Source organism: Lysobacterales bacterium (assembly GCA_014946745.1).
Lineage (GTDB): Bacteria > Pseudomonadota > Gammaproteobacteria > Xanthomonadales > Xanthomonadaceae > Aquimonas.
This window is the reverse complement of the sequence record JADCRD010000001.1, coordinates 610,810-635,100: the sequence shown is the minus strand read 5'-3', so window position 1 is coordinate 635,100 and position 24,291 is coordinate 610,810. Positions and strand designations below refer to the sequence as shown.

Annotated in this window: 22 protein-coding genes; 10 read left to right on the top strand and 12 right to left on the bottom strand. The window is 68.8% G+C overall.

What is annotated here, in order from left to right; all coding sequences use genetic code 11:
- The 5 genes from pdxA to H4O13_02610 all read left to right on the top strand — a co-directional run bounded on the left by pdxA (position 1) and on the right by H4O13_02610 (position 3,671).
- Entirely contained in the window at positions 1 to 1,017 is a 1,017-nt protein-coding gene (gene pdxA, locus H4O13_02630) for a 4-hydroxythreonine-4-phosphate dehydrogenase PdxA (protein MBE5314278.1), read from the top strand.
- Positions 1,014 to 1,793: a 16S rRNA (adenine(1518)-N(6)/adenine(1519)-N(6))-dimethyltransferase RsmA gene (rsmA, locus tag H4O13_02625; GenBank protein ID MBE5314277.1), complete on the top strand. Its 780-nt coding sequence runs from the start codon at positions 1,014 to 1,016 to the stop codon at positions 1,791 to 1,793. Before pdxA ends, rsmA begins: the two co-directional genes overlap by 4 nt.
- A 48-nt stretch (positions 1,794 to 1,841) precedes the next feature.
- Complete coding sequence (gene apaG, locus H4O13_02620; GenBank protein MBE5314276.1) at positions 1,842 to 2,237, top strand: Co2+/Mg2+ efflux protein ApaG; 396 nt, start codon at positions 1,842 to 1,844, stop codon at positions 2,235 to 2,237.
- Positions 2,237 to 3,079: a symmetrical bis(5'-nucleosyl)-tetraphosphatase gene (locus tag H4O13_02615; GenBank protein ID MBE5314275.1), complete on the top strand. Its 843-nt coding sequence runs from the start codon at positions 2,237 to 2,239 to the stop codon at positions 3,077 to 3,079. Before apaG ends, H4O13_02615 begins: the two co-directional genes overlap by 1 nt.
- Positions 3,080 to 3,149: 70 nt before the next feature.
- The gene (locus H4O13_02610; GenBank protein MBE5314274.1) at positions 3,150 to 3,671 is read left to right on the top strand and encodes a hypothetical protein; all 522 of its coding nucleotides are present in this window, start codon (positions 3,150 to 3,152) and stop codon (positions 3,669 to 3,671) included.
- A gap of 307 nt (positions 3,672 to 3,978) precedes the next feature.
- Here H4O13_02610 and H4O13_02605 read toward each other — a convergent pair whose 3' ends face one another.
- The 4 genes from H4O13_02605 to rpoE all read right to left on the bottom strand — a co-directional run bounded on the left by H4O13_02605 (position 3,979) and on the right by rpoE (position 7,136).
- Positions 3,979 to 5,409, bottom strand: a complete 1,431-nt coding sequence (locus tag H4O13_02605; GenBank protein MBE5314273.1) for a DegQ family serine endoprotease — start codon at positions 5,407 to 5,409, stop codon at positions 3,979 to 3,981.
- Positions 5,410 to 5,494: 85 nt separating this feature from the next.
- A complete protein-coding gene (locus tag H4O13_02600; GenBank protein MBE5314272.1) occupies positions 5,495 to 5,914 on the bottom strand; it encodes a SoxR reducing system RseC family protein in 420 nt (139 codons plus the stop codon).
- Between the two features lie 8 nt (positions 5,915 to 5,922).
- The gene (locus H4O13_02595; protein MBE5314271.1) at positions 5,923 to 6,546 is read right to left on the bottom strand and encodes a sigma-E factor negative regulatory protein; all 624 of its coding nucleotides are present in this window, start codon (positions 6,544 to 6,546) and stop codon (positions 5,923 to 5,925) included.
- On the bottom strand, positions 6,543 to 7,136 hold the full coding sequence (gene rpoE, locus H4O13_02590) for an RNA polymerase sigma factor RpoE (GenBank protein MBE5314270.1): 594 nt from the start codon (positions 7,134 to 7,136) through the stop codon (positions 6,543 to 6,545). The genes H4O13_02595 and rpoE overlap by 4 nt, the downstream gene beginning before the upstream one ends.
- Before the next feature lie 288 nt (positions 7,137 to 7,424).
- Between rpoE and H4O13_02585 the strand changes: the two genes are divergently transcribed.
- Entirely contained in the window at positions 7,425 to 9,467 is a 2,043-nt protein-coding gene (locus H4O13_02585) for an enoyl-CoA hydratase/isomerase family protein (protein ID MBE5314269.1), read from the top strand.
- 106 nt (positions 9,468 to 9,573) lie between these two features.
- On the opposite strand, the gene H4O13_02580 is transcribed toward H4O13_02585, so the two are convergent.
- The 3 genes from H4O13_02580 to H4O13_02570 are packed head-to-tail and all read right to left on the bottom strand — an operon-like array spanning position 9,574 to position 12,148.
- Positions 9,574 to 10,815, bottom strand: coding sequence for an ATP-binding protein (locus H4O13_02580; protein ID MBE5314268.1), 1,242 nt, complete (start codon positions 10,813 to 10,815; stop codon positions 9,574 to 9,576).
- Positions 10,815 to 11,690, bottom strand: a complete 876-nt coding sequence (locus H4O13_02575) for a hypothetical protein (protein ID MBE5314267.1) — start codon at positions 11,688 to 11,690, stop codon at positions 10,815 to 10,817. Before H4O13_02575 ends, H4O13_02580 begins: the two co-directional genes overlap by 1 nt.
- Positions 11,687 to 12,148: a hypothetical protein gene (locus tag H4O13_02570; protein ID MBE5314266.1), complete on the bottom strand. Its 462-nt coding sequence runs from the start codon at positions 12,146 to 12,148 to the stop codon at positions 11,687 to 11,689. Before H4O13_02570 ends, H4O13_02575 begins: the two co-directional genes overlap by 4 nt.
- 352 nt (positions 12,149 to 12,500) lie before the next feature.
- Between H4O13_02570 and H4O13_02565 the strand changes: the two genes are divergently transcribed.
- The 4 genes from H4O13_02565 to H4O13_02550 all read left to right on the top strand — a co-directional run bounded on the left by H4O13_02565 (position 12,501) and on the right by H4O13_02550 (position 17,057).
- Positions 12,501 to 13,112, top strand: a complete 612-nt coding sequence (locus H4O13_02565; GenBank protein MBE5314265.1) for a GbsR/MarR family transcriptional regulator — start codon at positions 12,501 to 12,503, stop codon at positions 13,110 to 13,112.
- Positions 13,113 to 13,418: 306 nt separating this feature from the next.
- A complete protein-coding gene (locus H4O13_02560) occupies positions 13,419 to 14,783 on the top strand; it encodes a cytochrome ubiquinol oxidase subunit I (GenBank protein ID MBE5314264.1) in 1,365 nt (454 codons plus the stop codon).
- Positions 14,780 to 15,772, top strand: coding sequence for a cytochrome d ubiquinol oxidase subunit II (locus H4O13_02555; protein MBE5314263.1), 993 nt, complete (start codon positions 14,780 to 14,782; stop codon positions 15,770 to 15,772). The genes H4O13_02560 and H4O13_02555 overlap by 4 nt, the downstream gene beginning before the upstream one ends.
- 52 nt (positions 15,773 to 15,824) lie before the next feature.
- Entirely contained in the window at positions 15,825 to 17,057 is a 1,233-nt protein-coding gene (locus H4O13_02550) for an FAD-dependent monooxygenase (GenBank protein ID MBE5314262.1), read from the top strand.
- A gap of 13 nt (positions 17,058 to 17,070) precedes the next feature.
- On the opposite strand, the gene H4O13_02545 is transcribed toward H4O13_02550, so the two are convergent.
- The 5 genes from H4O13_02545 to tal form a co-directional block, all read right to left on the bottom strand.
- A complete protein-coding gene (locus tag H4O13_02545; protein ID MBE5314261.1) occupies positions 17,071 to 19,536 on the bottom strand; it encodes a phosphoketolase family protein in 2,466 nt (821 codons plus the stop codon).
- A complete protein-coding gene (locus H4O13_02540) occupies positions 19,529 to 19,780 on the bottom strand; it encodes a heavy-metal-associated domain-containing protein (protein ID MBE5314260.1) in 252 nt (83 codons plus the stop codon). Before H4O13_02540 ends, H4O13_02545 begins: the two co-directional genes overlap by 8 nt.
- Before the next feature lie 136 nt (positions 19,781 to 19,916).
- Positions 19,917 to 21,149, bottom strand: a complete 1,233-nt coding sequence (locus H4O13_02535) for an acetate/propionate family kinase (GenBank protein MBE5314259.1) — start codon at positions 21,147 to 21,149, stop codon at positions 19,917 to 19,919.
- 46 nt (positions 21,150 to 21,195) lie between these two features.
- Positions 21,196 to 22,821, bottom strand: a complete 1,626-nt coding sequence (locus H4O13_02530) for an alpha-D-glucose phosphate-specific phosphoglucomutase (GenBank protein MBE5314258.1) — start codon at positions 22,819 to 22,821, stop codon at positions 21,196 to 21,198.
- Entirely contained in the window at positions 22,818 to 23,912 is a 1,095-nt protein-coding gene (tal, locus tag H4O13_02525) for a transaldolase (GenBank protein ID MBE5314257.1), read from the bottom strand. The genes H4O13_02530 and tal overlap by 4 nt, the downstream gene beginning before the upstream one ends.
- Positions 23,913 to 24,291 lie beyond the last annotated feature (379 nt).

Here is a 24,291-nt window from a genome sequence, read left to right as displayed (position 1 = left end):
ATGGAGACGCCCGCGCGCACGCTCTGCGGCGCGCCGCGGCTGCTGCTGATTCCCGGGGAACCCGCGGGCGTCGGCCCCGAGCTCGCGCTGCAGCTGGCTTTGCAGCCGCGCGACTCTGAACTGCTGGCGCTGGCGGATGCGGCACAGCTCGCTGGGCTCGCTCGCAAGCTTGGCTTGGATGTAGCGATCCACGAAAGCGAAGGCGAGCGCATCGAGCGTCGCGCCGGGCATCTGTCGGTGCTGCCTCAGCCCCTGGCCCGCCCCGCGGTCGCGGGCGAGGTCGACACCGCCAACGTCGCCCAGGTGTTGGCCTGCATCGACCGCGGCGTAGACCTGTGCCGCGGCGGCGCATTCGAAGGCCTTGTGACCGGGCCCGTGCACAAGGCGGTCATCAATGCCGCCGGAGTCGCCTTCAGCGGCATGACCGAACGCCTGGCCGAGCGCGCGAGCGTCGCCGACGTGGTGATGATGCTGGCCTCGCCCACCCTGCGCGTGGCCCTGGTGACCACCCACCTGCCGCTGCGCGCGGTGCCCGACGCCGTCACCGCCGAACGCATCGCCCGTGTCGTCCGCTGCCTGCACTCCGCGCTGCGCCGCGACTTTGGCATCGCCGCACCGCGGGTCGCCGTGCTTGGGCTGAACCCGCACGCCGGGGAAGACGGGCATCTTGGGCGCGAGGAGATCGAGGTCATCCGCCCCTGCCTCGACGCATTGCGCGCCGAGGGCATGGACCTGGTGGGCCCGCTCCCGGCAGACACCGCCTTCCTCCCGCAGGTGCTGGTCGGCATCGACGCCGTGCTCGCGATGTACCACGACCAGGGCCTGCCGGTGCTGAAGTACAGCGGCTTCGAGCAGGCGGTGAACATCAGCCTCGGCCTGCCCTTCGTGCGAGTCGCCGTCGACCACGGCACTGCGCTTCCGCTGGCGGGCACGGGGCGCGCTGACGCGAGCAGCCTGATCGCCGCCCATCGCCTCGCCTGCAGCCTCGCCCTGCATCGCCGGAACGCCCCGCCATGAGCCACCAGACCAAGAAATCGCTGGGCCAGCACTTCCTGAGCGACCCCGCCATGATCGAGAAGATCGTGCGCGCGATCGCCCCCATGCCCGGCGACCGCCTCGTGGAAATCGGCCCCGGCGCCGGCGCGATCACCCGCCCCCTGCTGCAGCGCCATCGCGCGCTGACCGTCATCGAGTTCGATCGCGACCTGATCGAGCCCTTGACTGCACTCGGGGCCGAGCTTGGCACCGAGCTGTCGATCGTCCATGCCGACGTGCTGACGGTCGACTTCACAGCGCTGGCCGGAACGTCGCCGATCCGACTGGTCGGCAACCTGCCCTACAACATCTCCTCGCCGATTCTGTTCCACGCCCTGGAACACCTGGCGGTGATCCGCGACATGCACTTCATGCTGCAGAAAGAGGTGGTGGACCGCATGGCCGCTGTGCCCGGCAGCAAGGTCTACGGCCGGCTCAGCGTGATGCTCCAGGCGCGTTGCCGGGTGACTCCGCTGTTCAAGGTGCCGCCCGGCTGCTTCCGACCGCCGCCCAAGGTCGATTCGGCCGTGGTGCGGCTGGAGCCGCGCGATCCTGCCGAAGTCGGTCTCGTCCAGCCGCGGCGTTTCGAACAGGTGGTGCGCGCGGCCTTCTCGCAGCGCCGCAAGACCTTGCGCAACGCGCTTTCGACGGTGTGCACGCTGGAGCAGATCGAAGCGGTGGGCATGGATCCCGGCGCCCGCGCCGAGGTCGTCGCGGTGTCGGAGTACGTGGCTCTCGCCAATGCTCTGGGCGCGTGAGCATCCCCGCGTGCACCGCGCGGAGCAGCGGGCACTAGAATGCCGGCCATGAGCGCGCTCAAGACCGAACCGCCCTGTGCGCAGATCCGCATCGAGGTGGAGACCCGCTACCTGCCCGACCAGTCCGAGCCCGAGGACGATCGCTTCGCCTTCGCCTACACGGTACGCATGACCCACCTGGGCGGCGCGCCCGCGCAGCTGATGGACCGGCACTGGGTCATCACCGACGCCGACGACTGCGTGGAGGAAGTGCGCGGCCCCGGCGTGGTCGGCCAGACGCCCCGGCTGGAGCCCGGCCAGAGCTTCGAGTACACCTCGGGCGCCGTGTTGCGCACGCCGGTTGGGCGGATGCACGGAAGCTACGGCTGGCAGACCGACGATGCCCGCAAGTTCCGCTCACCGATCCCGGCCTTCGTGCTCGCCATGCCGCGCGTGCTGCACTGATGGCGGTCTGGGCGATCGGCGACATCCAGGGCTGCCTGGAACCGCTGCAGAGGCTGCTGGACGCCATTCGCTTTGATCCGGCCTGCGACCGCCTGTGGTTCTGCGGCGATCTGGTCAACCGCGGCGGCGAGTCGCTGGAAGTGCTGCGTCTGATCCATAGCCTCGACATCCACAGCACGGTGGTCCTGGGCAATCACGATCTGTCGCTGCTGGCGATCGCCGCGCGCCCGGAGAACGAGCGTCGCCGCACCAATGCCGAGCTGCAGCGGGTGATCTTTGCGGACGACGGCCCGCTGCTGTTGGACTGGCTGCGCTGCCGCCCGCTGGTGCATCTGGAGCCCAGCCTCGGCTGGATGATGGTGCACGCGGGGCTTGCGCCCAAATGGACGCCCAAGATCGCCCGTGCCCGCGCGCTCGAAGTCGAGGAGCGAATGGCGGGCCCCGGCCACATCAAGCTGCTGCGCAGCATGTTCGGCAACAATCCGGCGACCTGGAGCCCCAAGCTCGACGGCATGGACCGGCTGCGGGCCATCATCAACGTCTGCACGCGCATGCGCTTCTGCTCGCCGAAGGGCACGATGAATTTCGAGCACAAGGGGCGCCCTGGCTCACAGAAGGCCGGTCTGTATCCCTGGTTCTCGGTGCCGGGCCAGGTGGAGCGCGACCTGCGCGTCGTCTGCGGCCACTGGTCCACGCTCGGCCTGTTCCAGGGCCTCGGCGTGCACGCGATCGACACCGGCTGCGTGTGGGGCGGCAAGCTCACCGCGCTGCGCCTTGATGCGGAGCTGCCACAGGTCGTGCAGGTGGCCGGAAAGATTGGCGGCAAGCCCGGGACGGACTGAGCACGCGGGCGGACCCGCGGCACTGCGGCCGGGCATACTGCAGCTTCGCCTTCAGCACCTGTGATCTTCCATGCATTCCTGCGCACTGATGCTTCCGCTCAGCTTCTCTCTTGCGCTGATCTTCAGCCCGGCAGCGGGCGCCCAAAGCACTGAAACTGACCTCAAGTCCGCCAAGCAGCCGCAGGTCGACGCGCGCTTGAGCAGCGTGCTCGACGCTACCGACGTCCGCTACACGGCCCTGGAGTCCGGTGATCTAGAGGTGCTGGCCGCCTTGCCGGACGGCCGCCGTCAGCGCGTCATCCTGCGTTCTTCCACGCACGCCTATCGGCGCGAAGAGTGGCGCGAGGTCTACAGCATCGCGCATGAGCTGCCGACCGACAGCACGCCGCCGCCGGCGCTGCTGGAGCGCCTGCTGGTCGACAACGACACCCTGGTCTTGGGCGCCTGGTCGGTGGCACGCGGCAGAGTCGCCCTGGTCACTCGACTACCGGCGCGATCCAGCCCCTTGCGCGTGGTGGAAGCGATCGACTTCGTTGCGGAAGTCGCAGACGCGCTGGAGCGCGAACTGGAAGGCGATCTGGATCAGCGCTGAGCGTCTGCGCTAGACCCGATCGAGGCGAACGCATGCCCGCGCGAGCACGGAGGTTCCACGGTTCGCCGCCCCGTGGTGGTGCTTCAGCCCAGCCATCGGCGGACACCCGGGGCGTGCGGGCGCCGTTGCAGCCCGGCTGCCTTCTGCCGAGCGGGCTGCAGAGCGTGTACAGCGCATCCCATCCTTGAGTGCCGAAGAAACCGGCAGCCGCATAAACGGAAGCCCGCGCCGGATCGCACGACGCGGGCTTCAAGCGGAACGGGACACGCATCCCTGCGCTGCGACCCGTTCCGACCGACTCTCTGGATCAATCCTCGGCGTCGGCGCGCGGCGGCGTCACCGTCACGAACTGCGTGGCCTCGCCGCGACGGATCAGCAGCATCACCGGCTCACCCGGCTTGGCATCCTTGACCGCGTCATTGAAGGCCTCCGCGCTGCCCACGGCCGTGCGGCCCACCATCAGCACGATGTCGCCCTCGGTCAGACCCGCGCGGCGACCGGCGATACCGCGAATGCCGCCAATCACCACGCCTTCGTCACTCTTGAGACCCAACTGCTCGCGCTGCTCGGCGGTGAGGTCCTCGACGTCCAAGCCGAGCGGATTGGCGGGCGTTCTGCCACCCTCGCCAGCACTGCCGCTCTGTGCAGTTGCATCGCGCGGCAGCTCACCCACGGTCACGGTCAGCACGCGCTCGCGGCCATCGCGGAAGACGGTGACATCGACGCGCGTACCCGGGCGGGTCGCACCCACCGCCGGCGGCAGGTCGCTGCTGCGGTTGATCGGGGTGTCGCCGAACTTGAGGATCACGTCGCCGCGCTGGATGCCGGCCTTCTCAGCGACGCTGTCGGCGCTGAAGCCACCGACCAGTGCGCCGCCGGGACGCGGCAGGCCAAGCGCCTGCGCAGCCTCGCGGCTGACCTCCTGGATCTGCACGCCGAGCAGGCCGCGCGAAACGAAGCCCTTGTCCTTCAGCTGATCCACGACATCCATGGCGACTTCGATCGGAATCGCGAAGGAGACGCCCATGTAGCCGCCGGTGTTGGAGAAGATCTGCGAGTTGATGCCGACGACTTCGCCGCGGATGTTGAGCAGGGGGCCGCCGGAGTTGCCGCGGTTGATCGGCACGTCCGTTTGAATGAAGGGCACGTACTGCTGGCCGGTCATCTGCGAGGCGCGACCCAGCGCGCTGACGATGCCAGCGGTGACCGAATGCTCGAATCCGAAGGGCGAGCCGATCGCCACCATCCACTGTCCCGGCTTGAGCGTCCGTGACTCGCCGATCTTGGCGGCCGGCAGGCCCGACTGGTCCAACTTCAGCAGAGCAACGTCGCTCTGCGCGTCCGAACCGACCACTTCGGCCTCCAGCTCGCGGCGATCGCGCAGACGCACGATGACCTGGTCGGCGCCGTCGATCACGTGGTGGTTGGTCAGCACGTAGCCGTCGCTGGAAATGATGAAGCCCGTGCCCATCGAGGTGCGATCCCGCGGCATTTGCGGCTGCCCGGGCTGCTCGAAAAAGCGCCGGAAGATTTCGGGCATTTCCTCTTCAGGAATGTTGTTCGGCCCCATGCGCGCGGCGGCCTCGGCGGTGCGCGTGGCTTCGATGTTCACCACCGAAGGGCCCGCCTGTTCGACCAGCTCGGTGAAGTCGGGCAGCGACTGCGCGTCGGCCGCGCGACCGGTGAGAGCCAGCACGGCGGCCAGCCAGAAAGCGTGCAGCGGGTGGGTCATGCTCATGGGCATCCGGTTCCTCATGATGGCGTGGGGGAGTCGGGAAAGCGTCGGCGGAGAGAGGCAGGAGTGCGGCCTGCGAATGCGGCATTCAAGACGTCGCCCTCGGTGCAGTCGCGGCGCGACGCAGGCGGGGCTCGGGCAATCGCTTCGCGGCACGGTTCGAGACGCGCACCGCCAGCAAAGTTCCAGCGAGCGCGCCAAGGGCCGCTGCTGGATTGCCCCACGGGCTGGCGAGCGCCGCGCCGCCGAGCATGCCGAGCAGTGGCAGCCCGTAGCCCAGCCATGCCTGTCGCAGCAGCAAGCGCGAGGGCAGCTCCACCTCAACCGCATCGCCGACGCTCCAGGACTGCCCGCGCGCAGGCGGGCGAAGCTCAAGAACCTCCGCTGCGTCGGCAAGAAAGAGACTGCAGCGACCCGCACAGCCTGAGCAGCTGGAGCAGCGTTCCGTGTAGCGCAAGCGCAGAAGGTTGGCCTCGACGTGCAGCACCACCGCGGGACGTCGCTCCACGGACAGGTTTACTGCGCGCGCGCCGGCAGCAGCGGCGGAGAGGACGGGCCCGGGGCCGTCGGGGCTTGCAGCAGCGGCGTGTAGGGCACCAGCACAAGACGACCATCCGCCTGCAGCACCGGTACGTAGCGCACCGGCAGCCCCATCTGGGCGCCGCCGTAAGCATTGCCGCCCTGGGCCACGGTCTGCGCCGCCCGCGAGATATCCGGGCGCAGATCGCGCTCGGCGACTTGGCTGGGAACCACTTCCCCGTTGCCGACAAACGCGGGGCCGCCGGCCGGAACCACCGGCTGCTGCACCGGCACAGCGACGATTGCAAGCAGTGCGACCGCCGCAGCCACCGCCGTGCCTCCCGCCCAACGCAACCAACCGTGCTTCGCGCCCGCCTGGGCTTCGCGCTCCAGCGCCGCCTGCACGCGATCGGCGAAATCGAGCGACAGCGGTGGCCCCGCCTGGCGGCGCAGGCTGTCACCGATCAAGTGGTAGTTGGACCAGGCCGACTTCAGCTCGGCATCGTCGGCCAATCGCTTCAGCAGGAAGCGCCGGCTGTCCGCGGCGAGCTCGCTGTCGCAGAGAGCCGAGACCTGCTCGCGCAGCTCGGCGTTCGGATCGAGAGACTTGTCGATGCTCATGGGCGGACTCGCTCGGCGCCCATCAGCGGGCGCAGTTTCTGGTCGATGGCATCACGGGCGCGGAAGATCCGCGAACGCACGGTGCCGATGGGGCAGCCCATGGTCTGGGCGATCTCTTCGTAGCTCAGGCCATCGACCTCGCGCAGGGTGATGGCGATCCGCAGTTCTTCGGGCAGGGCCTCAACCGTCTCGGCGACGGTGCGCTCGATCTCTTGCCGGGCCAGTTCCTGCTCCGGCGTGTCGACATCGCGCAGCCAAGTGCCGCCGTCGTACTGCACGGCATCCGAGGCGTCGACGTCGTCAGTCGGCGGCCGCCGGCCCTTCGACACCAGGTGGTTCTTGGCGGTGTTGACCGCGATCTTGTACAGCCAGGTGTAGAACTGGGCGTCACCGCGAAAGTTGCCCAGTGCGCGATAGGCGCGGATGAAGCTCTCCTGGGCGACGTCCTGGCACTCGCTCCAGTCATTGATGTAGCGCGAGATCACGCTGACCAGCTTGTGCTGGTACTTGCGAACCAGCAGATCAAAAGCGCGCTTGTCGCCGGCCTGCACCCGACGCACGAGGTCGTAGTCAATTTCGTTTTCGGCCATCCGGGGCCGCTCTCCCTGTTGTTGTTCTGTTCGCGCGGGGGTGTCGGCGCGCGGGGCGGCGGGCGCGGGCGTCTCCTGCAGGCGGAAGACGGGCGAGTGCAAGCTTTCGAAGCTGAGGACGGCGTTCATGGCAACCTGCGACCGCCGGTTTAGTGTGAAAGTTCACTCGATCGCGGCCACCATACGCGCCCGGATTGACCGCGCCCGCGCACAGTCCGGATCATACGTGACCCCTTCGCGGCCGGCGCGGCTTAGCATGCCGGCGCCCGCCCCCTGCAGGAGATTCCCATGTTCGACGGCTTGCGCTTCAAGCACTGGCGTCCCGAGCTGCGCGACGACCGCGTAGTGGTACTGACCTTCGACCGCGCCGAGGCAAGCGTCAACACGCTGGCCCGCGAGGTGCTGGAGGAACTGGAGCAGCTCGTGGAGCGCATCGCCATCGAGAAGCCCAAGGGCGTGGTGGTGATCTCGGGCAAGCCCTCGGGCTTCGTTGCCGGCGCCGACATCGCCGAGTTCAAGACCTACCACGAGCGCGGCACGGTCTTCGAATCAATCCGCTACGGCCAGAATGTGTTCCAGAAGCTGGCCGAGCTGCCCTGCCCCACGGTCGCTGCGATCCACGGTTTCTGTATGGGCGGCGGCACTGAACTCTCGCTGGCCTGCCGCTACCGCGTGGCCAGCACCGACGACAGCACCCGCATCGGCCTGCCCGAAGTGAAGCTCGGCATCTATCCGGGCTGGGGTGGCAGCGTGCGCCTGCCGCCCTTGGTCGGCGCGCCGGCGGCCTTCGACATGATGCTCACCGGCCGCGCGCTGTCGGCCTCGAACGCGCGCGCCATCGGTCTCGTCGACAAGACCTGCGAACCGGCCGTGCTGCTCGACACCGCGCTCGGTCTGTTGAGGCGCGACATCAAGCGCCCACTCAAACAGCGACTCACGGCCTGGGCCACCAACTGGTGGCCGGTGCGCCAGGCGCTGGCGCCGATGCTGGTCAAGCAGGTCGCTCGCAAGGCGCGCAAGGCGCACTACCCGGCGCCGTTCGCGCTGATCGAAACCTGGCGCCGCAGCGGTGGCCCCGTGGAATCGCGCCTGGTCGCCGAAGCCAAGTCGGTGGCCAAGCTCGCCGGCACGCCGACTGCGCAGAACCTCGTGCGTGTCTACTTTCTGCAGGAACGCTTGAAGGGCCTGGGCGGCAGGGCGCACGACATCAAGCACGTGCACGTCATCGGCGCCGGCGTGATGGGCGGCGACATCGCCGCCTGGAGCGCGCTGCGCGGCTTCGAGACCACCCTGCAGGACCGCTCGCTGGAGCAGATCCAGCCGGCCATCGCACGCGCCCACACGTTCTACGAGAAGAAGATCAAGCGCGAAGACAAGCGCGCGGGTGCCATCGCGCGTCTGCGCGCCGATGTCGAAGGCGCTGGCGTGGCCAAAGCGGATCTGGTGATCGAAGCCATCTTCGAGAACCTCGACGCGAAGCGCGCGCTGTACGCCAAGGTCGAGGAGAGCCTGCCCGAGGGCAGCCTGCTGACATCCAACACCTCGTCGATCCCCCTCACGGACCTGCGTTCAGAACTCAAGCGTCCGGCACAGTTCGCCGGCTTGCACTTCTTCAACCCGGTGGCGATGATGCCGCTGGTGGAGATCGTCCGGCACGACGGCATGGACGCCGAAACCGAGCGCCGCCTCGCCGCCTTCTGCCGCGCCATCGACAAGCTGCCGGTGCCGGTCGCGGGCACCCCGGGCTTCCTGGTCAACCGCATCCTGATGCCCTACCTGCTCGAAGCGATGACGCTGTACAGCGAAGGCGTGCCTGGCCCGGTCATCGACAAGGCGGCGCTGGCCTTCGGCATGCCGATGGGACCGATCGAACTGGCCGACACCGTGGGTCTGGATGTCGCTGCAAGCGTCGGCAAGATCATGGCCGAGTTCCTGAACCTGCCAATTCCCAGCGGGCTCGACGGCCTGCTGGCCTCGGGCAAGCGCGGCCGCAAGGACGGCCAGGGCTTCTATACCTGGGAAAATGGCCGCGCCAAAAAGCCTGAGGTGCCGAAAGACTACAAGGCACCGGAAGACCTCACCGATCGCTTGGTGCTGGCCTTCGTCAACGAGGCGGTGGCCTGCCTGCATGAGGGCGTGGTCGCCGATGCCGACCTGCTGGATGCCGGCGTGATCTTCGGCACCGGCTTCGCGCCCTTCCGCGGCGGCCCGATCCAGTACGCGCGCGCCGAGGGCGCAGCCAAACTGAAGACCCGCCTGGAACAGCTCGCCGGCCGCCACGGCCCACGCTTTAGCCCGCGGCCGGGCTGGGATGCGCTGATCGCGGGTTGATGCCCTTCGTAGCGTAGGTTGGGCCAAGCGCAGCGCGGCCCAACCTACGAATCCACGATCCACTCGACCTGCCCTCCGAACACATCCGAGATGTGGCGGAAATGACTCAGATCAGCTTGTGCAGCTTCAGGTACTGCTCCAGCTCGCGGTAGCCGCCATCGCCGCCGTAGCGCACCAGATTGCGCGCGGTGCGCAGCCATTCCAGGGTGCTGGCGGCGTACTCCTGCACGGCCTGTAGCAGGTCCTGCTGTCGCAGCGGACGTTCGACGCCGTTGTCGATGGCGTGCGCGATCACGCGCTCCTTGGCCAGATCGATCAGCCCCTCGATATCCGCGCCCGAGTAGAACGGCGTTGCCTTCGCAAGCGCGCCGACATCCAGCGCTTCCGTCGGCACACCGTCGAGCTTCAGATTGAACATGTGCACGCGCGCGACCAGGTCCGGCGGCGGCACGAACACCTGTCGGGCGAAGCGACCGCTGCGCTTCATCGCCGAGTCGACGTCCCAGGGCATGTTGCTGGCCGCCAGCACGAGCACATCGCGGTTCTGGCTGAGGACGCCGTCGAGCTGGGTCAGGAACTCGTTGACGATGCGACGGCTGTGCTCGGAACTCGCTTTGGCGCGCGCGTAGGCCAGCGCGTCCAATTCGTCGAAGAACAGCACGCAGGGCCGCTGCGCGCGCGCCCGCGCAAACACGTCGGCGAGCTGCTCCTCACTTTCGCCGAACCACATGCTCACCACCTCGGAGACGCCGACGCTGATGAAGCTGCCGCCGACTTCGCCGGCCAGGGCGCGCGCGATCAAGGTCTTGCCGCAGCCGGGCGGCCCGTACAGCATCACGCCGCCGCCGGCCGACTTGCGAAACCGGGCGAACAAGCCCGGATTGCGGAAGGGCTCGATGATCTGCAGGCGCAGTGACTTCTTGAGGTCGTCGAGGCCGGCGACATCGGCGAAACGCGCCGGGGTCTCATGCTCGACCTCGGCGGGTTCAACCGACACCTCGCGGATCTCACCGCTGGCCTCGACCAGACCGAGACGCGGTCGCGCCGGCCGTTCCGGCGTCGGCGCTTCGAGCGCTGCCAGCGTTTCGAAGCCCTCGCGACCGCGGGCCTTCGCGTAGGCATCGCGGGCGCTGTTGACGTCGCCAAGCGCCAGAAGCGCACGCGCCTGTCCCAGCAGCGGTGCGGCCGAGGCATCAGCCTGCGCGCACAGCTCGAACTGGTGGCGCGCTGATTCGAAGGCGGCCTCATCCAGCAGGGCCTGCGCATAGCGCATCCGCAGGCGCGCATCGAAGGGGGCACTGAGCAGTGCGGCTTCGAGCGTGGCGCGCTCGTTCGGCGGCGTATCCATCAGAGAAGCTCCGGGAAGCGACGCCGCTTCAAGATCGGCGGGTAGACCCAGCTGTAGAGGGCGTAGCTGATCCACGCCAGAGAGACCGCGAACAGCAGCGGCGCAGGCAGCACGCCGCGGCCCAGCGTGTTGAGGGCGATGAAGCCGCCATACAGCCCGAAGCTGCCCGCCCAGCCCCAGCGCAGGATCGGATACAGCGGGCGCATGCTCCAGTGGCTGAGATAGGCGATGTGCGCCGCCAAGCGGACGACATCGGCGTCGTTCGGGTTGCGCCGCACCAGCAGGGCAGCAGCCTCGCGGGCGGCGCCCAGCTGCATGCGTTCGGCGAGAGTGAACGCGAGGGTGCGGAGGGTGGATTCGGCCTCGGGATACAGGTCGAGCATCTTGCCGAGCGCACCCATGTCGCGCGGCGTTCGTCCTTCCGCCAGGTCCAACAGCGCCAGCGTCGACAGCACCAGCAGATCCTCGGGCGCGATCCGGGCCGCTTCACTCGCCAGCGCGCGAGCCTTGGCCAGCTGTCCGGCGCGCAGCAGCAGGAACGCGTAGTGGCAGAGCAACTCGCTGTCCTGCGGAGAGGTGCGTAGAAGTTCGAGCAAGCCTCTTTCCGCCTCGGCATGGCGCCCGTGCTCGGCAAGGATGCGCGCCCGCAGCAGACGGGCACCGGCGTGCTCGGGCGCGAGCGCCAGCACCTCCTCGGCACTGTCCAGGGCGGTGCCGCTCTCGCTCAGGAAATCCAGCCGCGCCCGCGCGTAGAGCAGGTCGAGGTCGTCAGGCGCCTCTGCCAGCCCGCGCCTCAATGCGTCGCGAGCGCGCTGCCACTGCCCGCGCTCCATCCACCGATGCGCCTCGAAGGCGAGTTCGCCGGGGGCGTTCATGCGCCCTCCGCGGTCGATCCCAGCAGGTTCTGCGCCGCCTCGCTGGTCAGCAGGCCGACCACGAAGGCGATCGCGATCGCGGCAAGCCCGAGCGGCCAGCCGTTGGGGCGGCGTGCGGCGAACAGGTCCTGCGCGCGGAACAGGTGCCGATGCCGCAGGTACAGGGCGCCGGCCAGCAACAGCGCCAGTCCCCGCATCAGGATCCGGCCGGTGCCGCTGTTGACCTCCGGAAGCGCCGCCAGCATCAGGAAGGGCAGGCCCAGGGCGAAAGCCGCAGCGAGAACGATCCAAACGCTGTCTCGCGCGAGACGCGAGCCGCGCCAGGCATTGACCGCGAAGACGATGACGCCCCCCAGGGCGCCGCCGAAGAACGCGGACATGAAGAGGGTCGTAGTCGAGTACAAGGGGCGCTCGGTGCGCACCTGCTGCAGTGAAGGTTCAAACAGGGATTCATTCATGGCGGCGGAGTATAGCGAGCCAGTTCGCGCCGACTGCCGCACCGCGGACTTCAGGATTCCGTAGCGCGGCGAGCACCGCCGCAGATCCCGCGACTTGCCTGCTGCAGACAGGACTGGCGCGCTGCCGCCACGTGCGAATCGGGCTTCGGCCGCGCTCAACAGCCCTCAAGGCAGACGACGAGCAACTGTCGCCGGGGCGCCAACTGCGAGCGCGCTGCCCGGATGGAGCCTGGATTCCGCGCTCGGGCATACAGGCCTTCTGGGGCCGCCCCCTCATTCACCGGGGGCTCACGCGCACGGAGGAATCATCGCGCCCGTAATTTCAGAAATTACTGAAACTTCGGAGATGGCGATGAACCTCCCCCCGCTTTCCCAGTCCTTCGTACTGCACTTCGGCGAGATGGGCAGCCGTTGGGGCATCAACCGCACGGTCGGGCAGATCTACGCCCTGCTCTACGTCAGCCGCGAGGCGCAGACCGCCGACGACATCGTCGAAAAGCTCGGCGTGTCGCGCAGCAACGTCAGCATGGGTCTGAAGGAGCTGCAGAGCTGGCGGCTGGTGAAACTCGAACACCACCCCGGCGACCGCCGCGACTTCTACTCGGCGCCCGAGGACGTCTGGCAGATCTTCAAGACGCTCGCGGAAGAGCGCCAGCGCCGCGAAGTCGACCCGACCCTGTCGATGCTGCGCGATGCCCTGCTCGAACCCGCGGGCGGCGTCGAGGACGCCTACGCGCAGGAGCGCATGCGCAAGATGCATGAGCTCATCGAGCAGATCACCGACTGGTTCGCCGAAGTGCGCAAGCTCTCGCCCGACACGCTGCAGAGCCTGATGGGCCTGGGCAGCAAGGTGGTCAAGCTGCTGGAGCTGAAGGAGCGCGTGCTGGGCGGCGGCCGCCGCAGCGAGCCCGAAGCGAAAGCGCCGCCTGAACCGGGTGAGCGTGCGTTGAAGGCGGTGGACTGAACAGAGCGCTGGGTCACTGCGGACTGCGAACACCTGCCCCCCCACCCCCACCTTCGCTCGGTCGCACGCGGCTGTTGGCCGACTTCTGAATGTCGCAGCTAGGCCAAGCGCGCTTTCCCAATACGGATGGAAAGCGCGAACGCTTAGATGAGTGCCAGGCCCGCCACCACAACCGCCTGCGAACACCCGGCCCTCTCCCCAACCCCTCTCCCGATGGGAGAGGGGCTCAGATCGAGAAGTTTAGGGCTTGCGGCAAGCGCGCTCTAACGAATCCCGAATTACCAATCCCGAATCCCGGCTCCAAAAATGGACACCCTCGACCCGATCCTCCTCGCCCGCATCCAGTTTGCGGCCAACATCAGCTTCCACATCCTGTTCCCCACCATCACCATCGCGCTGGGCTGGCTGCTGCTGTTCTTCAAGCTGCGCTGGCGCGCTACGGGTGATGCCAAATGGAACGCGGCCTACCGCACCTGGGTGAAGGTTTTCGCGCTGTCGTTTGCGCTGGGTGTGGTCAGCGGTATCACCATGAGCTTCCAGTTCGGCACCAACTGGCCGGGCTTCATGGAGCGCGTGGGCAACATCGCCGGCCCGCTTCTGGGCTATGAGGTGCTGACCGCATTTTTCCTGGAGGCCGCCTTCCTCGGGATCATGCTGTTTGGCCAGGGCCGCGTGTCGGATCGCGTGCATACGCTGGCCACCTTCCTGGTCGCCTTCGGCACCACGCTGTCGGCGTTCTGGATTCTGGTGCTGAACTCGTGGATGCAGACCCCGGTCGGCTTCGAGATGATCGACGGCCAAGCGCACCCGACCGACTGGGCGGCAATCGTCTTCAACCCCTCGTTTCCGTATCGCCTGAGCCACATGCTGCTGGCCTCGGGCCTGACCGTGGCCTTCCTCGTCGCTGGACTGTCGGCCTGGCGTCGGCTGCGCGGTGATGCCAGCGCCGAAGTGCAGGCCACGCTGCGCACGGGTCTGGTGCTGGGCGCGGTGCTGATCCCGCTGCAGATCCTGGCCGGCGACCTGCACGGTCTGAACACGCTGGAGCACCAGCCGGCCAAGGTCGCGGCGATGGAAGGCATCTGGGAAACCGAGCGCGGCGCGGGTCTGCGGCTGTTCGCCCTGCCCGATGAGGAGAATCGCACCAACCACTACGAGATCCAGATACCCAAGCTCGCCAGCCTGATCCTCACCCATGAGCTCGACGGTGAAGTGAAGGGCCTGAACGAATTCGAGCATCACCCGCCAGTGGCGCCGGTGTTCTGGTCGTTCCGGGTGATGGTGGGCATCGGCATGCTCATGCTGGCGGTGAGCTGGCTGGGCGTCTGGCAGCTGAAGCGCCGCGGCGAACCCGCGCGCTGGCTGCTGCGCGCGCTGGTCGGCATGACCTTCGCGGGCTGGGTGGCGACGCTGGCCGGCTGGTACGTCACCGAGATCGGCCGCCAGCCCTGGGTGGTCTACGGCGTGCTGAGCACGGCGGATGCGGCCTCGACCGTGCCGGCGCCCTTGATCGGCATCAGCCTCGGCCTGTACCTGTCGATCTATGCCGTTCTGCTGGTGGCCTACATCAGCGTGCTGTTCCACCTGATGCACAAGGCCTCGAAGGGCGAGCTGGACAGCGGCATCGGTGTCCTGCCCGAGGGCCAAGCCCACGAAGGAGTGCGCGCATGAGCGCCTGGCTGCCGGAAATCTTCCTCGCCCTGATGGGGCTCGCCATGCTGGCCTATGTCGTGCTGGACGGCTTCGACCTCGGCGTCGGCATCCTGCTGCCCGGCGGTGACGACGCGCAGAAAGACACGATGATCGCCTCGATCGGGCCCTTCTGGGACGCCAACGAAACCTGGCTGGTGCTGGGCGTGGGCATCCTGCTGATCGCGTTCCCAATGGCGCACGGGGTGATCCTGAGTTCGCTCTACCTGCCGGTGACGATCATGCTGATCGCGCTGATTCTGCGCGGCGTGGCCTTCGACTTCCGGGTCAAAGCCCGCGCGAAGCACAAGCACCTGTGGGATCGCAGCTTCTTCGTCGGCTCGGCGCTGGCCGCGCTGTCGCAGGGCTTCATGCTCGGCGCCTACATCCTGGGCTTCAAGTGGAGCGTGGCGAACTTCGCCTTCGCCAGCTTCATCGGCGTCTGTCTGCTGGCGGGCTATGCCCTGCTGGGTGCGACCTGGCTGCTGATGAAGGCCGAAGGCGAGCTGCAGCGGAAGGCGGTGCGCTGGGCGCAGCGCGCGCTGTGGCTGACCGGCATCGGCATCGGCGCGGTCTCGGTCGCCACGCCGATGGTCAGCGCGCGCATCTTCGAGAAGTGGTTCAGCCTGCCCAACTTCATCCTGCTGCTGCAGATCCCGCTGATCACCGCGGCACTGTTCTTCATCGCCCTGCGCTCGCTGAAGCGCATGCGCAGCGGCGATCTGCGCAGCCCCTGGCAGCCCTTCGTCTGCTCGGTCGGCCTGTTCGTGTTCGCCTTCCTTGGGCTGGCCTACAGCCTGTTCCCGTATCTGGTGGTCGACCGCATCACCATCCACGACGCGGCGGCGGCACCGGGCTCGCTGATGATCATCCTGTTCGGTGTGGCCATCACCCTGCCGGCGATCCTCGCCTACTCGGCCTACACCTACCGCGTGTTCTGGGGCAAGGCGACCCAGCTGCGCTACTACTGAAGCCTTCGCGCAGGCAGACTCGGCGCATCGAGTGAATCCAGAGACTGGCCGAGTGAAACCCCTGCACATCGCCATCGCCGGCTACGGCAGCGCGGGCCAGGCGGCCAGCCTGCTGCTGACGCGCGAAGGGCATCGCGTCGACGTGTTCGAGCGCGTGGCGCACCCGGGGCCGGTCGGGGCAGGCTTCCTGCTGCAGCCGACCGGGATGGGCGTGCTGCTGGAACTGGAGCTGCTCGATGCCGCCCTGCAGCTCGGCGCGCCGGTGCGGCGACTGTTCGGCGACCTGCCGAACGGCCGTCGCATCATGGACATGCGCTACGCCGAGCTGCAGCCGCAGCTGTTCGGTCTGGGCATGCAGCGCGGCGCGCTGTTCCAGATGATGCATGCCGCGCGCTCCGAGGCCACCCAGCTGCATTTCGGTGTCGACATGCAGTCGGTGGACGCCGAACAGGGCCTGCTGCGCAGCGCCGACGGCCGCCAGCACGGACCCTACGACCTGGTGATCGCCGCCGACGGCTCGGGCTCGCAGCTGCGCGCAGCCCTCGGGCCGCACCGGCTGGATCGACCGTATCCCTGGGGCGCCCTGTGGTGCCTTGTTGCAGCCGAGGGCTGGCCGCACACCGATGAGCTGCGCCAGCGCTACCAGGGCGCGCAGCGGATGATCGGCCTGCTGCCGGTGGGCGGCTGCGGCGCCGATCCGCGCCCGCATCTGAGTTTCTTCTGGAGCCTGCCCTGCGCCGACTTCGAACGCTGGCGCTCAGGCGACCTGGAGGCCTGGCGCAGCGAGCTGTACGCGCTCTGGCCGGAAGCCACCGAGGTCCTCATGCGTCTGCCGGCCGAGGCTTCCGGACTGGCCCGCGCCAGCTACCGCGACACCGTGCTGCGGCGCTGGCATGCGGGGCGCCTCTGCGCGATCGGAGACGCCGCGCATGCGATGAGCCCGCAGCTGGGTCAGGGCGTCAACATGGCTCTGCTGGATGCACTGGCCCTGCGCGATGCCCTGCGCGCGGAGTCGCGGGTCGACGCGGCGCTGCGCCGCTATGCCGCCGAGCGTCGCGCGCATGTCGGCAGCTATCACCTGTGGTCGCGCTGGCTGACGCCGCTGTTCCAGTCCGACCACCGCCTGCTCGCACGCCTGCGCGACGCCCTGTTCCTGCCGCTGTCGCGCCTGCCAGGCAGCCGCGGCCAGAGCCTCGCGGTGCTGTCGGGTACGCAGCAGGGGCTGTTTGGGCGCAGGCGCCTCGACCCGCGACTGCTGCAGAAGCTGGCGCTCCTCGATCAGTGACGCGGGATCTCACTCATGCATTCGACAAGGACGACTGCGGCCAGCGCCAGCCGCGGATCTCGGGCAGGTCTTCGCCGTGCGCTTCGATGTGGTTGCGGTGTTCGATCAGCTTCTGCTGCAGACGCTGCTTGAGAGCATCGCCACGAGCGCTGGAGCGCGGCAGGCGATCCAGTGTGTCAATCACCAGATGGAAGCGGTCGAGGTCGTTCAGCACCGCCATGTCGAAGGGTGTGGTGGTGCTGCCCTCTTCCTTGAAGCCGCGCACGTGCAGAAGCGCATGACCGCGACGCCGATAGGTCAGGCGATGAATCAAGAGCGGGTAGCCGTGGTAAGCGAAGATGATCGGCACCGTAGTGCTGAACAGGGCGTCGAAGGCCGCGTCGCTCAAGCCCTGCGGATGTTCGCTGGGAGGCTGCAGGCGCAGCAGGTCGACCACGTTGACCACGCGCACCCGCAGCCCGGGCAGCTCAGCCCGCAGGATCGCCACCGCGGCCAGGGTTTCCAGCGTCGGCACGTCGCCACAGCAGGCCATGACCACATCGGGCGTTTCGTCGCCGTCGCTGCCGGCCCAGTGCCAGATGCCCATGCCGGCGGCGCAGTGCGCGATCGCGGCATCGATGTCCAGCCACTGCGGTGAGGGCTGTTTGCCGGCGATGATCACGTTGACCCGATCGCGACTGCGCAGGCATTCGTCGGTCACCACCAGCAGGGTGTTGGCGTCCGGCGGCAGGTAGATGCGCACGATCGCGGCCTTCTTGTTCGCGACCAGATCGATGAAGCCCGGGTCCTGATGGCTGAAGCCGTTGTGATCCTGCCGCCAGACGTGCGAGGACAACAGGTAGTTGAGCGAAGCCACCGGCGCGCGCCACGGAATCTCGCTGGCCACGTCCAGCCACTTCGCGTGCTGGTTGAACATCGAATCGACGATGTGGATGAAGGCCTCGTAGCACGAGAAGAAGCCGTGCCGTCCGGTCAGCAGATAGCCCTCCAGCCAGCCCTCGCACTGGTGCTCGCTGAGCATCTCCAGAACCCGGCCATCCGGCGCAAGGTGCACGTCGTCGGCGTGGATCTCGGCGGTCGAGCAGCGTGCGGTGACCTCGAACATCGCGTCCCAGCGGTTGGAGCTGGCCTCGTCCGGGCTGAACACGCGGAAGTTCTGGCGGTTGCCGGCGATCACATCGCGAATCAGCTGACCCTGCTGGCGGGTGGCCTCGCCGATCACGGCACCCGGCGCGTCCACGCTCAGCGCATAGGTGCGGAAATCCGGCACCAGCAGATCGGACAGCAGCAGGCCGCCATTGGCGTGCGGGTTGGCGCCCATCCGACGGGTGCCGAGCGGCGCGAGCTCGGCCAGCTCCGGCAGCAGCTGGCCACGCGCGTCGAAAAGCTCCTCGGGCCGGTAGCTTAGCAGCCAGTCTTCGAGGATCTTGAGATGGCCGGGGCGATGCATGTCGCCCATCGGCACCTGGTGCGAACGGAAGCTGCCTTCGGTCTGCAGCCCATCGACCTGCGCCGGCCCGGTCCAGCCCTTGGGCGAGCGCAGCACGATGAGCGGCCAGCGCGGGCGAGTCCTGAAGCCGTGCGCGCGCGCCTCGGCCTGGATGCGGCGGATCTCGGCGATCGCAGCATCGAGCGCGGACGCCATGCGCTGGTGCAAGTCCTCATGCACCTCGCCCTCGACGAAGCACGGCGCATAGCCGTAGCCGATCAGCAGCGACTCCAGCTCGGCGTGCGGGATCCGCGCCAGCACGGTTGGGCCGGCGATCTTGTAGCCGTTCAGATGCAGGATCGGCAGCACCGCGCCGTCGTGGACCGGGTTCAGGAATTTGTTCGAATGCCAGCTGGTCGCCAGCGGGCCGGTTTCGGCCTCGCCGTCGCCGATCACGCAGGCGACGATCAGATCAGGATTGTCGAAGGCCGCACCGAACGCGTGCGAAAGCGCGTAACCCAGCTCGCCGCCTTCGTGAATCGAGCCCGGCGTCTGCGGCGCGACGTGGCTGGGAACACCACCCGGAAACGAGAACTGCTTGAACAATCGCTGCAGGCCGTCGAGATCCTGCGAGACCGCCGGGTAGGCCTCGCTGTAGCTGCCCTCCAGATAGGTGCAGGCGAGCAGTGCGGGGCCGCCGTGGCCGGGGCCGGCGACGTAGATCATGTCCAGATCCCGGGCCTTGATCACCCGGTTGAGATGCACGTAGAGGAAGTTCAGGCCCGGCGTGGTGCCCCAGTGGCCAAGCAGGCGCGGCTTGACGTGCTCGATCCGCAGCGGCTCGCGCAGCAGCGGATTGGCGAGCAGGTAGATCTGCCCCACCGACAGATAGTTCGCCGCCCGCCAGAAGGCGTCGATGCGCCGCAGCAGATCGGCGTCGAGCGGCGTGGGGTTCGCCCCCTGGCCATTCCCGTCGTACGGCGGCAGGTCGCGCGGAGGCACCTGATCGATCTGCGCGGACTGCGCGATGGCCGCCGGATGGTTACGCATCGGCGGCGGCGCGTCCGCGCTGGGACGGTCGACGCCCGCCCTCGATGCCGAAGCCAGCCGCCTGCACGGCCCAGCGCAGCTGCTCGGGCGAACACAGCGCTTCGTCGAACTCGACCACCGCCTCGGCGCGTTCCAGCGACACGCGGGCCGCGTCGACGCCGTGGATGGCCCGCAGCACGCGGCTGACCCGGCTGCCGCAGCCGGGGCTGTGCATGGCGATGACGTTGATCACCTCGATCTGCATGGCGTCTCCTGCGGCGGTGCCGCGTCTGCTGTCGCTGGATGGGCGCGGTCGAGCGCATCGGCGCCGAGCCCGCAGTGTCGGCGTCGACGTCTGTGCTGTCGGTGCGCCGGCGAACCCGCGGCGCGATCACCGGCGATCACGGCGGCAGTTGCACGGTCCGCACGCATTCGCGGGCGATCATCTGTTCCTCATCGGTACGCATCACCCGCACGTGAACGCGACTGCGATCCGTCGAGATCACCGCCGCTCTGCGCGCATTGCGCTCGGCGCACAGCTCGATGCCGAGAAAGCCCAGGCCGCTACATACCCGCGCGCGGATCGGTGCGGCGTGCTCGCCGATGCCGCCGGCGAGGACCAGGGTGTCGATGCCGTCGAGCACGGCGGCGAACGCGCCAATGCCCTTGCGGACCTGATAGCAGAACAGCGCCAGCGCTTCAGCCGCGTGCGGGTCGGTGGCCTCCAGCGCCAGCAGCTCGCGCACGTCGGCGCTGCGGCCCGACACGCCTAGCAGGCCCGATTCATGGCTGCACAGCCGCTGCAGCTGGGCGCAGCTCAAGCCTTCGCGTTCGGCCAGATAGGCCAGCAGGCCGGGGTCGAGATCGCCGCTGCGGGTGCCCATCATCAGCCCGGAGTTGGGGCTGAAACCCATGCTGGTGTCGACGCTGCGGCCATCCTTGAGCGCCACCAGGCTGGCGCCGTTGCCGAGATGGGCCATCAGCACCCGAGCGTTCGCGACCTCAGCGCCGGCCAGCCTCGCCAGCGCCTCGATGAGGTAAGCGTAGGAAAGCCCATGAAAACCGAAGCGCCGCAGACCGGCGTCGGCGTAGCGCCGGGGAATCGGCAGACGCTGGGCCAAGGCCGGCATGGCGTGATGGAAGGCCGTGTCGAAACAGGCCACCTGCGGCAGCGAGGGGCAGCGTTCGGCGAAGGCGTCGATGAGGGCCAACGCGCGCGGCAGATGCTCGGGCGCGAGCGGGCTCAGGGCGCCGAGCTCGGCGCGCAGCGCGGCATCGATCCGCACCGGCTGGGCATGGCGAAAGCCGTGCACGAGCCGATGACCGACGGCGGCCAACCGGCTCAGGTCGATGGCCGCGCCCAGCCAGTCGATCAGTGCGCGCGCCGCGGCAGCAGCGTCGGCGCGCGCGGGCAGTGCGATGCCAGCGCCGACGGCGTCGAGGTCCGACTGCAGCTGTGGATCGTCGGCTTCGACATCAAGCCTGGCGTCGTCGCCGCCGCTCCAGTCCAGTCGGCCACGCAGCCGGCGCTGCAGAGGCGGCGATCCGGCGTAGAGAGCGAAGCGGACGCTGGACGAACCGCTGTTGATCGTCAGCACCTCGACCGCCTGCGAGGTCACTGCGGCTGCGGCCATGGGCGTTGCAGACGGCGCCGACGCGATCACCGCCGCGCCGCCGTGCTCACGAGCTCGTCGCCGTCTCGGTGAGGGCGCGGTCGACGAGCGCCTGGGCCTGCGCAAGCAGGGCCTGCAGGTGAGCCTCATCGCGAAAGCTCTCGGCGTAGATCTTGTAGAGATCCTCGGTGCCGGAGGGCCGCGCCGCGAACCAGCCGCTGGCGGCGCAGACCTTGATGCCGCCGATCGGCGCCGCATTGCCGGGGGCGCGTTCGAGAATCTGGGTGATCGGCTCGCCGGCGAGCTCGCGGGCGTCGATCTGCTGCGCGCCGAGCGCCGCTAGTCGCGCCTTCTGCGCCGGTGTCGCGGGCGCACTCAGGCGATCGGCGACCGGGCGGCCCAGCGTCGCCGTCAGCGCCTCGTAGAAGACGCCGGGGTCCTGCCCGCTGCGGGCGGTGATTTCGGCCGCCAGCAGGGCCGGCGCGAAGCCGTCCTTGTCGGTGGTCCAGACGCCGCCGCCGCGACGCTGGAAGCTGATGCCCGCGCTCTCTTCGCCGGCCACCAGAAGACGGCCGTCGAGCAGGCCGTCGACGAACCACTTGAAGCCGACCGGTACTTCGAACACCCGCCGCCGCAGCCGGTGCGCGACGCGGTCGATCAAGGCGCTGCTGACCACGGCCTTGCCGACCGCAGCAGTGAGCGCCCAGTGCGGGCGGGACCGCAGCAGGTAGTCGATCACCACGGCCAGATAGTGATTGGGCGGCAGCAGGCCGGCGCTGGGAGTAACGATGCCGTGGCGATCGTGGTCGGTATCGCAGGCGAAGGCGACGTCGAAGTTGTCCTTGATCGCGATCAGCCCCCGCATCGCCTGCGGCGAGGAGGGGTCCATCCGGATCCGGCCGTCGAAGTCCGGCGGCATGAATGCGAACTGCGGATCGACCTGCAGACTCAGCACGCGCAGATCGAGCCGGTAGCGCTCCGCGATCGGCTGCCAGTAGTGCACGCCGGCACCGCCGAGCGGATCGACGGCCATGCGGATACCGGCGCTGCGGATCCGCTCGAAGTCGATGACTTCGCCGAGATCCTCGACGTAAGGGTTGAGGAAATCGTGGCTGCGGGCGCCGCGCAAGGCCTCGGCATAGGGCCGCCAGCGCACCCCGACCGTGGCCGCCGCGAGCAGCGCGTTGGCGCGCGTTTCGATCCACGCGGTCACCGCAGTCTCGGCGGGCCCGCCGTGCGGCGGGTTGTACTTCAAGCCGCCGGCCTCGGGCGGATTGTGCGAGGGCGTCAGCACGATGCCATCGGCACGCCCGGAGCGACGCCCGCGGTTGTGCGCCAGGATCGCGTGCGAGATCACCGGCGTCGGCGTGTAGCCGACATCGGCGGCGATGCAGGCCGGCACGCCGTTGCCGGCGAGCACTTCCAGCGCATCCTCGAAGGCCGGCCGCGACAGGGCGTGGGTGTCGATGCCCAAGTACAGCGGGCCGTCGATGCCGTGCAGACGCCGGTAGTCGCAGATCGCCTGCACGATCACCCGCACATGCCAGGCGTTGAAGCTGCGGGTGAACGCGCTGCCGCGATGCCCCGAGGTGCCGAAGGCCACCCGCTGCGCCGGCACCGCCGCATCCGGACGCAGGTCGGCGTAGGCGGCCAGCAGCGCCGGCACGTCCAGCAGGGGCAGTCGCCGGCTCATGCGCGCTGCGCCGCGACCCGGCGCAGCAGGGCACGCCAGGACTGCGCGAACGCAGCGACGCCGTCGAGCTGCAGCTGGGCGGCGAGCAGTCCGATTTCGACGCCGGCCGTGACGATCTCGCGCAGGCAGGCCTCGGCGGCATCGGCGTCAACACTCAGGCCTGCCGCCGGCGCGCCGGGAAGGCGGCTGTCGCTGTCGATGCACTCCCGCGACCAGGCCAACAGGGTCGGTTCGGGCAGGCTGTTGACGGTGTGATCGGCGCGCAGGGCACGCACGTACAGGGTCGGCGCCGCGGCCGGATCGATGCTGCCGGTGCTCGCCCACAGCAGTCGCTGCGGCTGCGCGCCGGCCGCGGCCAGCGCGCGCCAGCGCGCCGAGCTCAGCAGGCGTCGATAGCTCGCATAGATCCGCCCGGCCATGGCGATGCCGAGGTGGTTGTGCAGGCGGGCCGGCAGACGTGAGCGGGCGGCAAGGTCCCAGCGGCTGACGAAGATCGAGGCGACCGCGCCTACGGCAAGATCCAGCCCCGCCGACTGCCGGCGCTCGAGGCCACTCATGTAGGCCTCGGCCGCCGCCAGGTAGTGCTCGCGCGAGAACAGCAGGGTGGTGTTGACCGGGACCCCCTCGAAGGTCAGCCGCTCGACCGCGCGCAGTCCAGCCTCGGTGCCGGGCAGCTTGACCATCAGATTGGGCCGCTGCGCGCGGGCGTGCAGCCAGCGAGCCGCGACCAGGCTGGCCTCGGTGTCGAAGGCCAGCATCGGCGACAGCGCGATCGAGACCCAACCGTCGACGCCGCCGCTGGCCTCGAAGATCGGCTGCAGCAGATCGGCGGCGCGGCGCAGGTCCGACAGCGTCAGCTCGATCAGCAGGGCCGAATCGCTGAGGCCCTCAGCGGCCTGGGCACGGATGTCGGCGGCATAGGCCCCGCTGTCCTGCAGGGCGGCTTCAAACACCGTGGGGTTCGAGGTCAGGCCGCGGATCGAGAGGTGTTCGATGTAGTCCGCGAGGCGCCCGCTGTCGAGCAGGGTGCGACTGAGGCTGTCCAGCCACAGCGACTGGGCGATGGCCTGCGATTCCGGCGTCGTTTGCATGGTTCACTCGAAGACAGATTGGGCCGGCGCTCCGGCATGGACGCGGACTGGCCGACCCGCTCGCACGGTGCACGCTGCCCGCAGCGCGGTCTGTCCGCGGCCGCACATACAGACCCGGCGCGGCTCGGTACGGTGCAGGGCGAAGCGAGCCTGCCGCCGCACCGACGCGGAAACCGCTCAGGCACTGCACGCAGCGCTCAGAGCGTGTGAAAAAACCCAGACGCCGTAGCGAGGGCGTCTCTGGGCGTTCGTGGCAAAGCGCGCGACGTGAATTCAAGGGAGTTTGGCGAGCCAAATGACCGCGGAATTCGCGGAGCGCGCTGCCGCCACGGACGGCCAGAGGCGGCCGCAGTAGGCGGATGGTTTTTTCACATGCTCT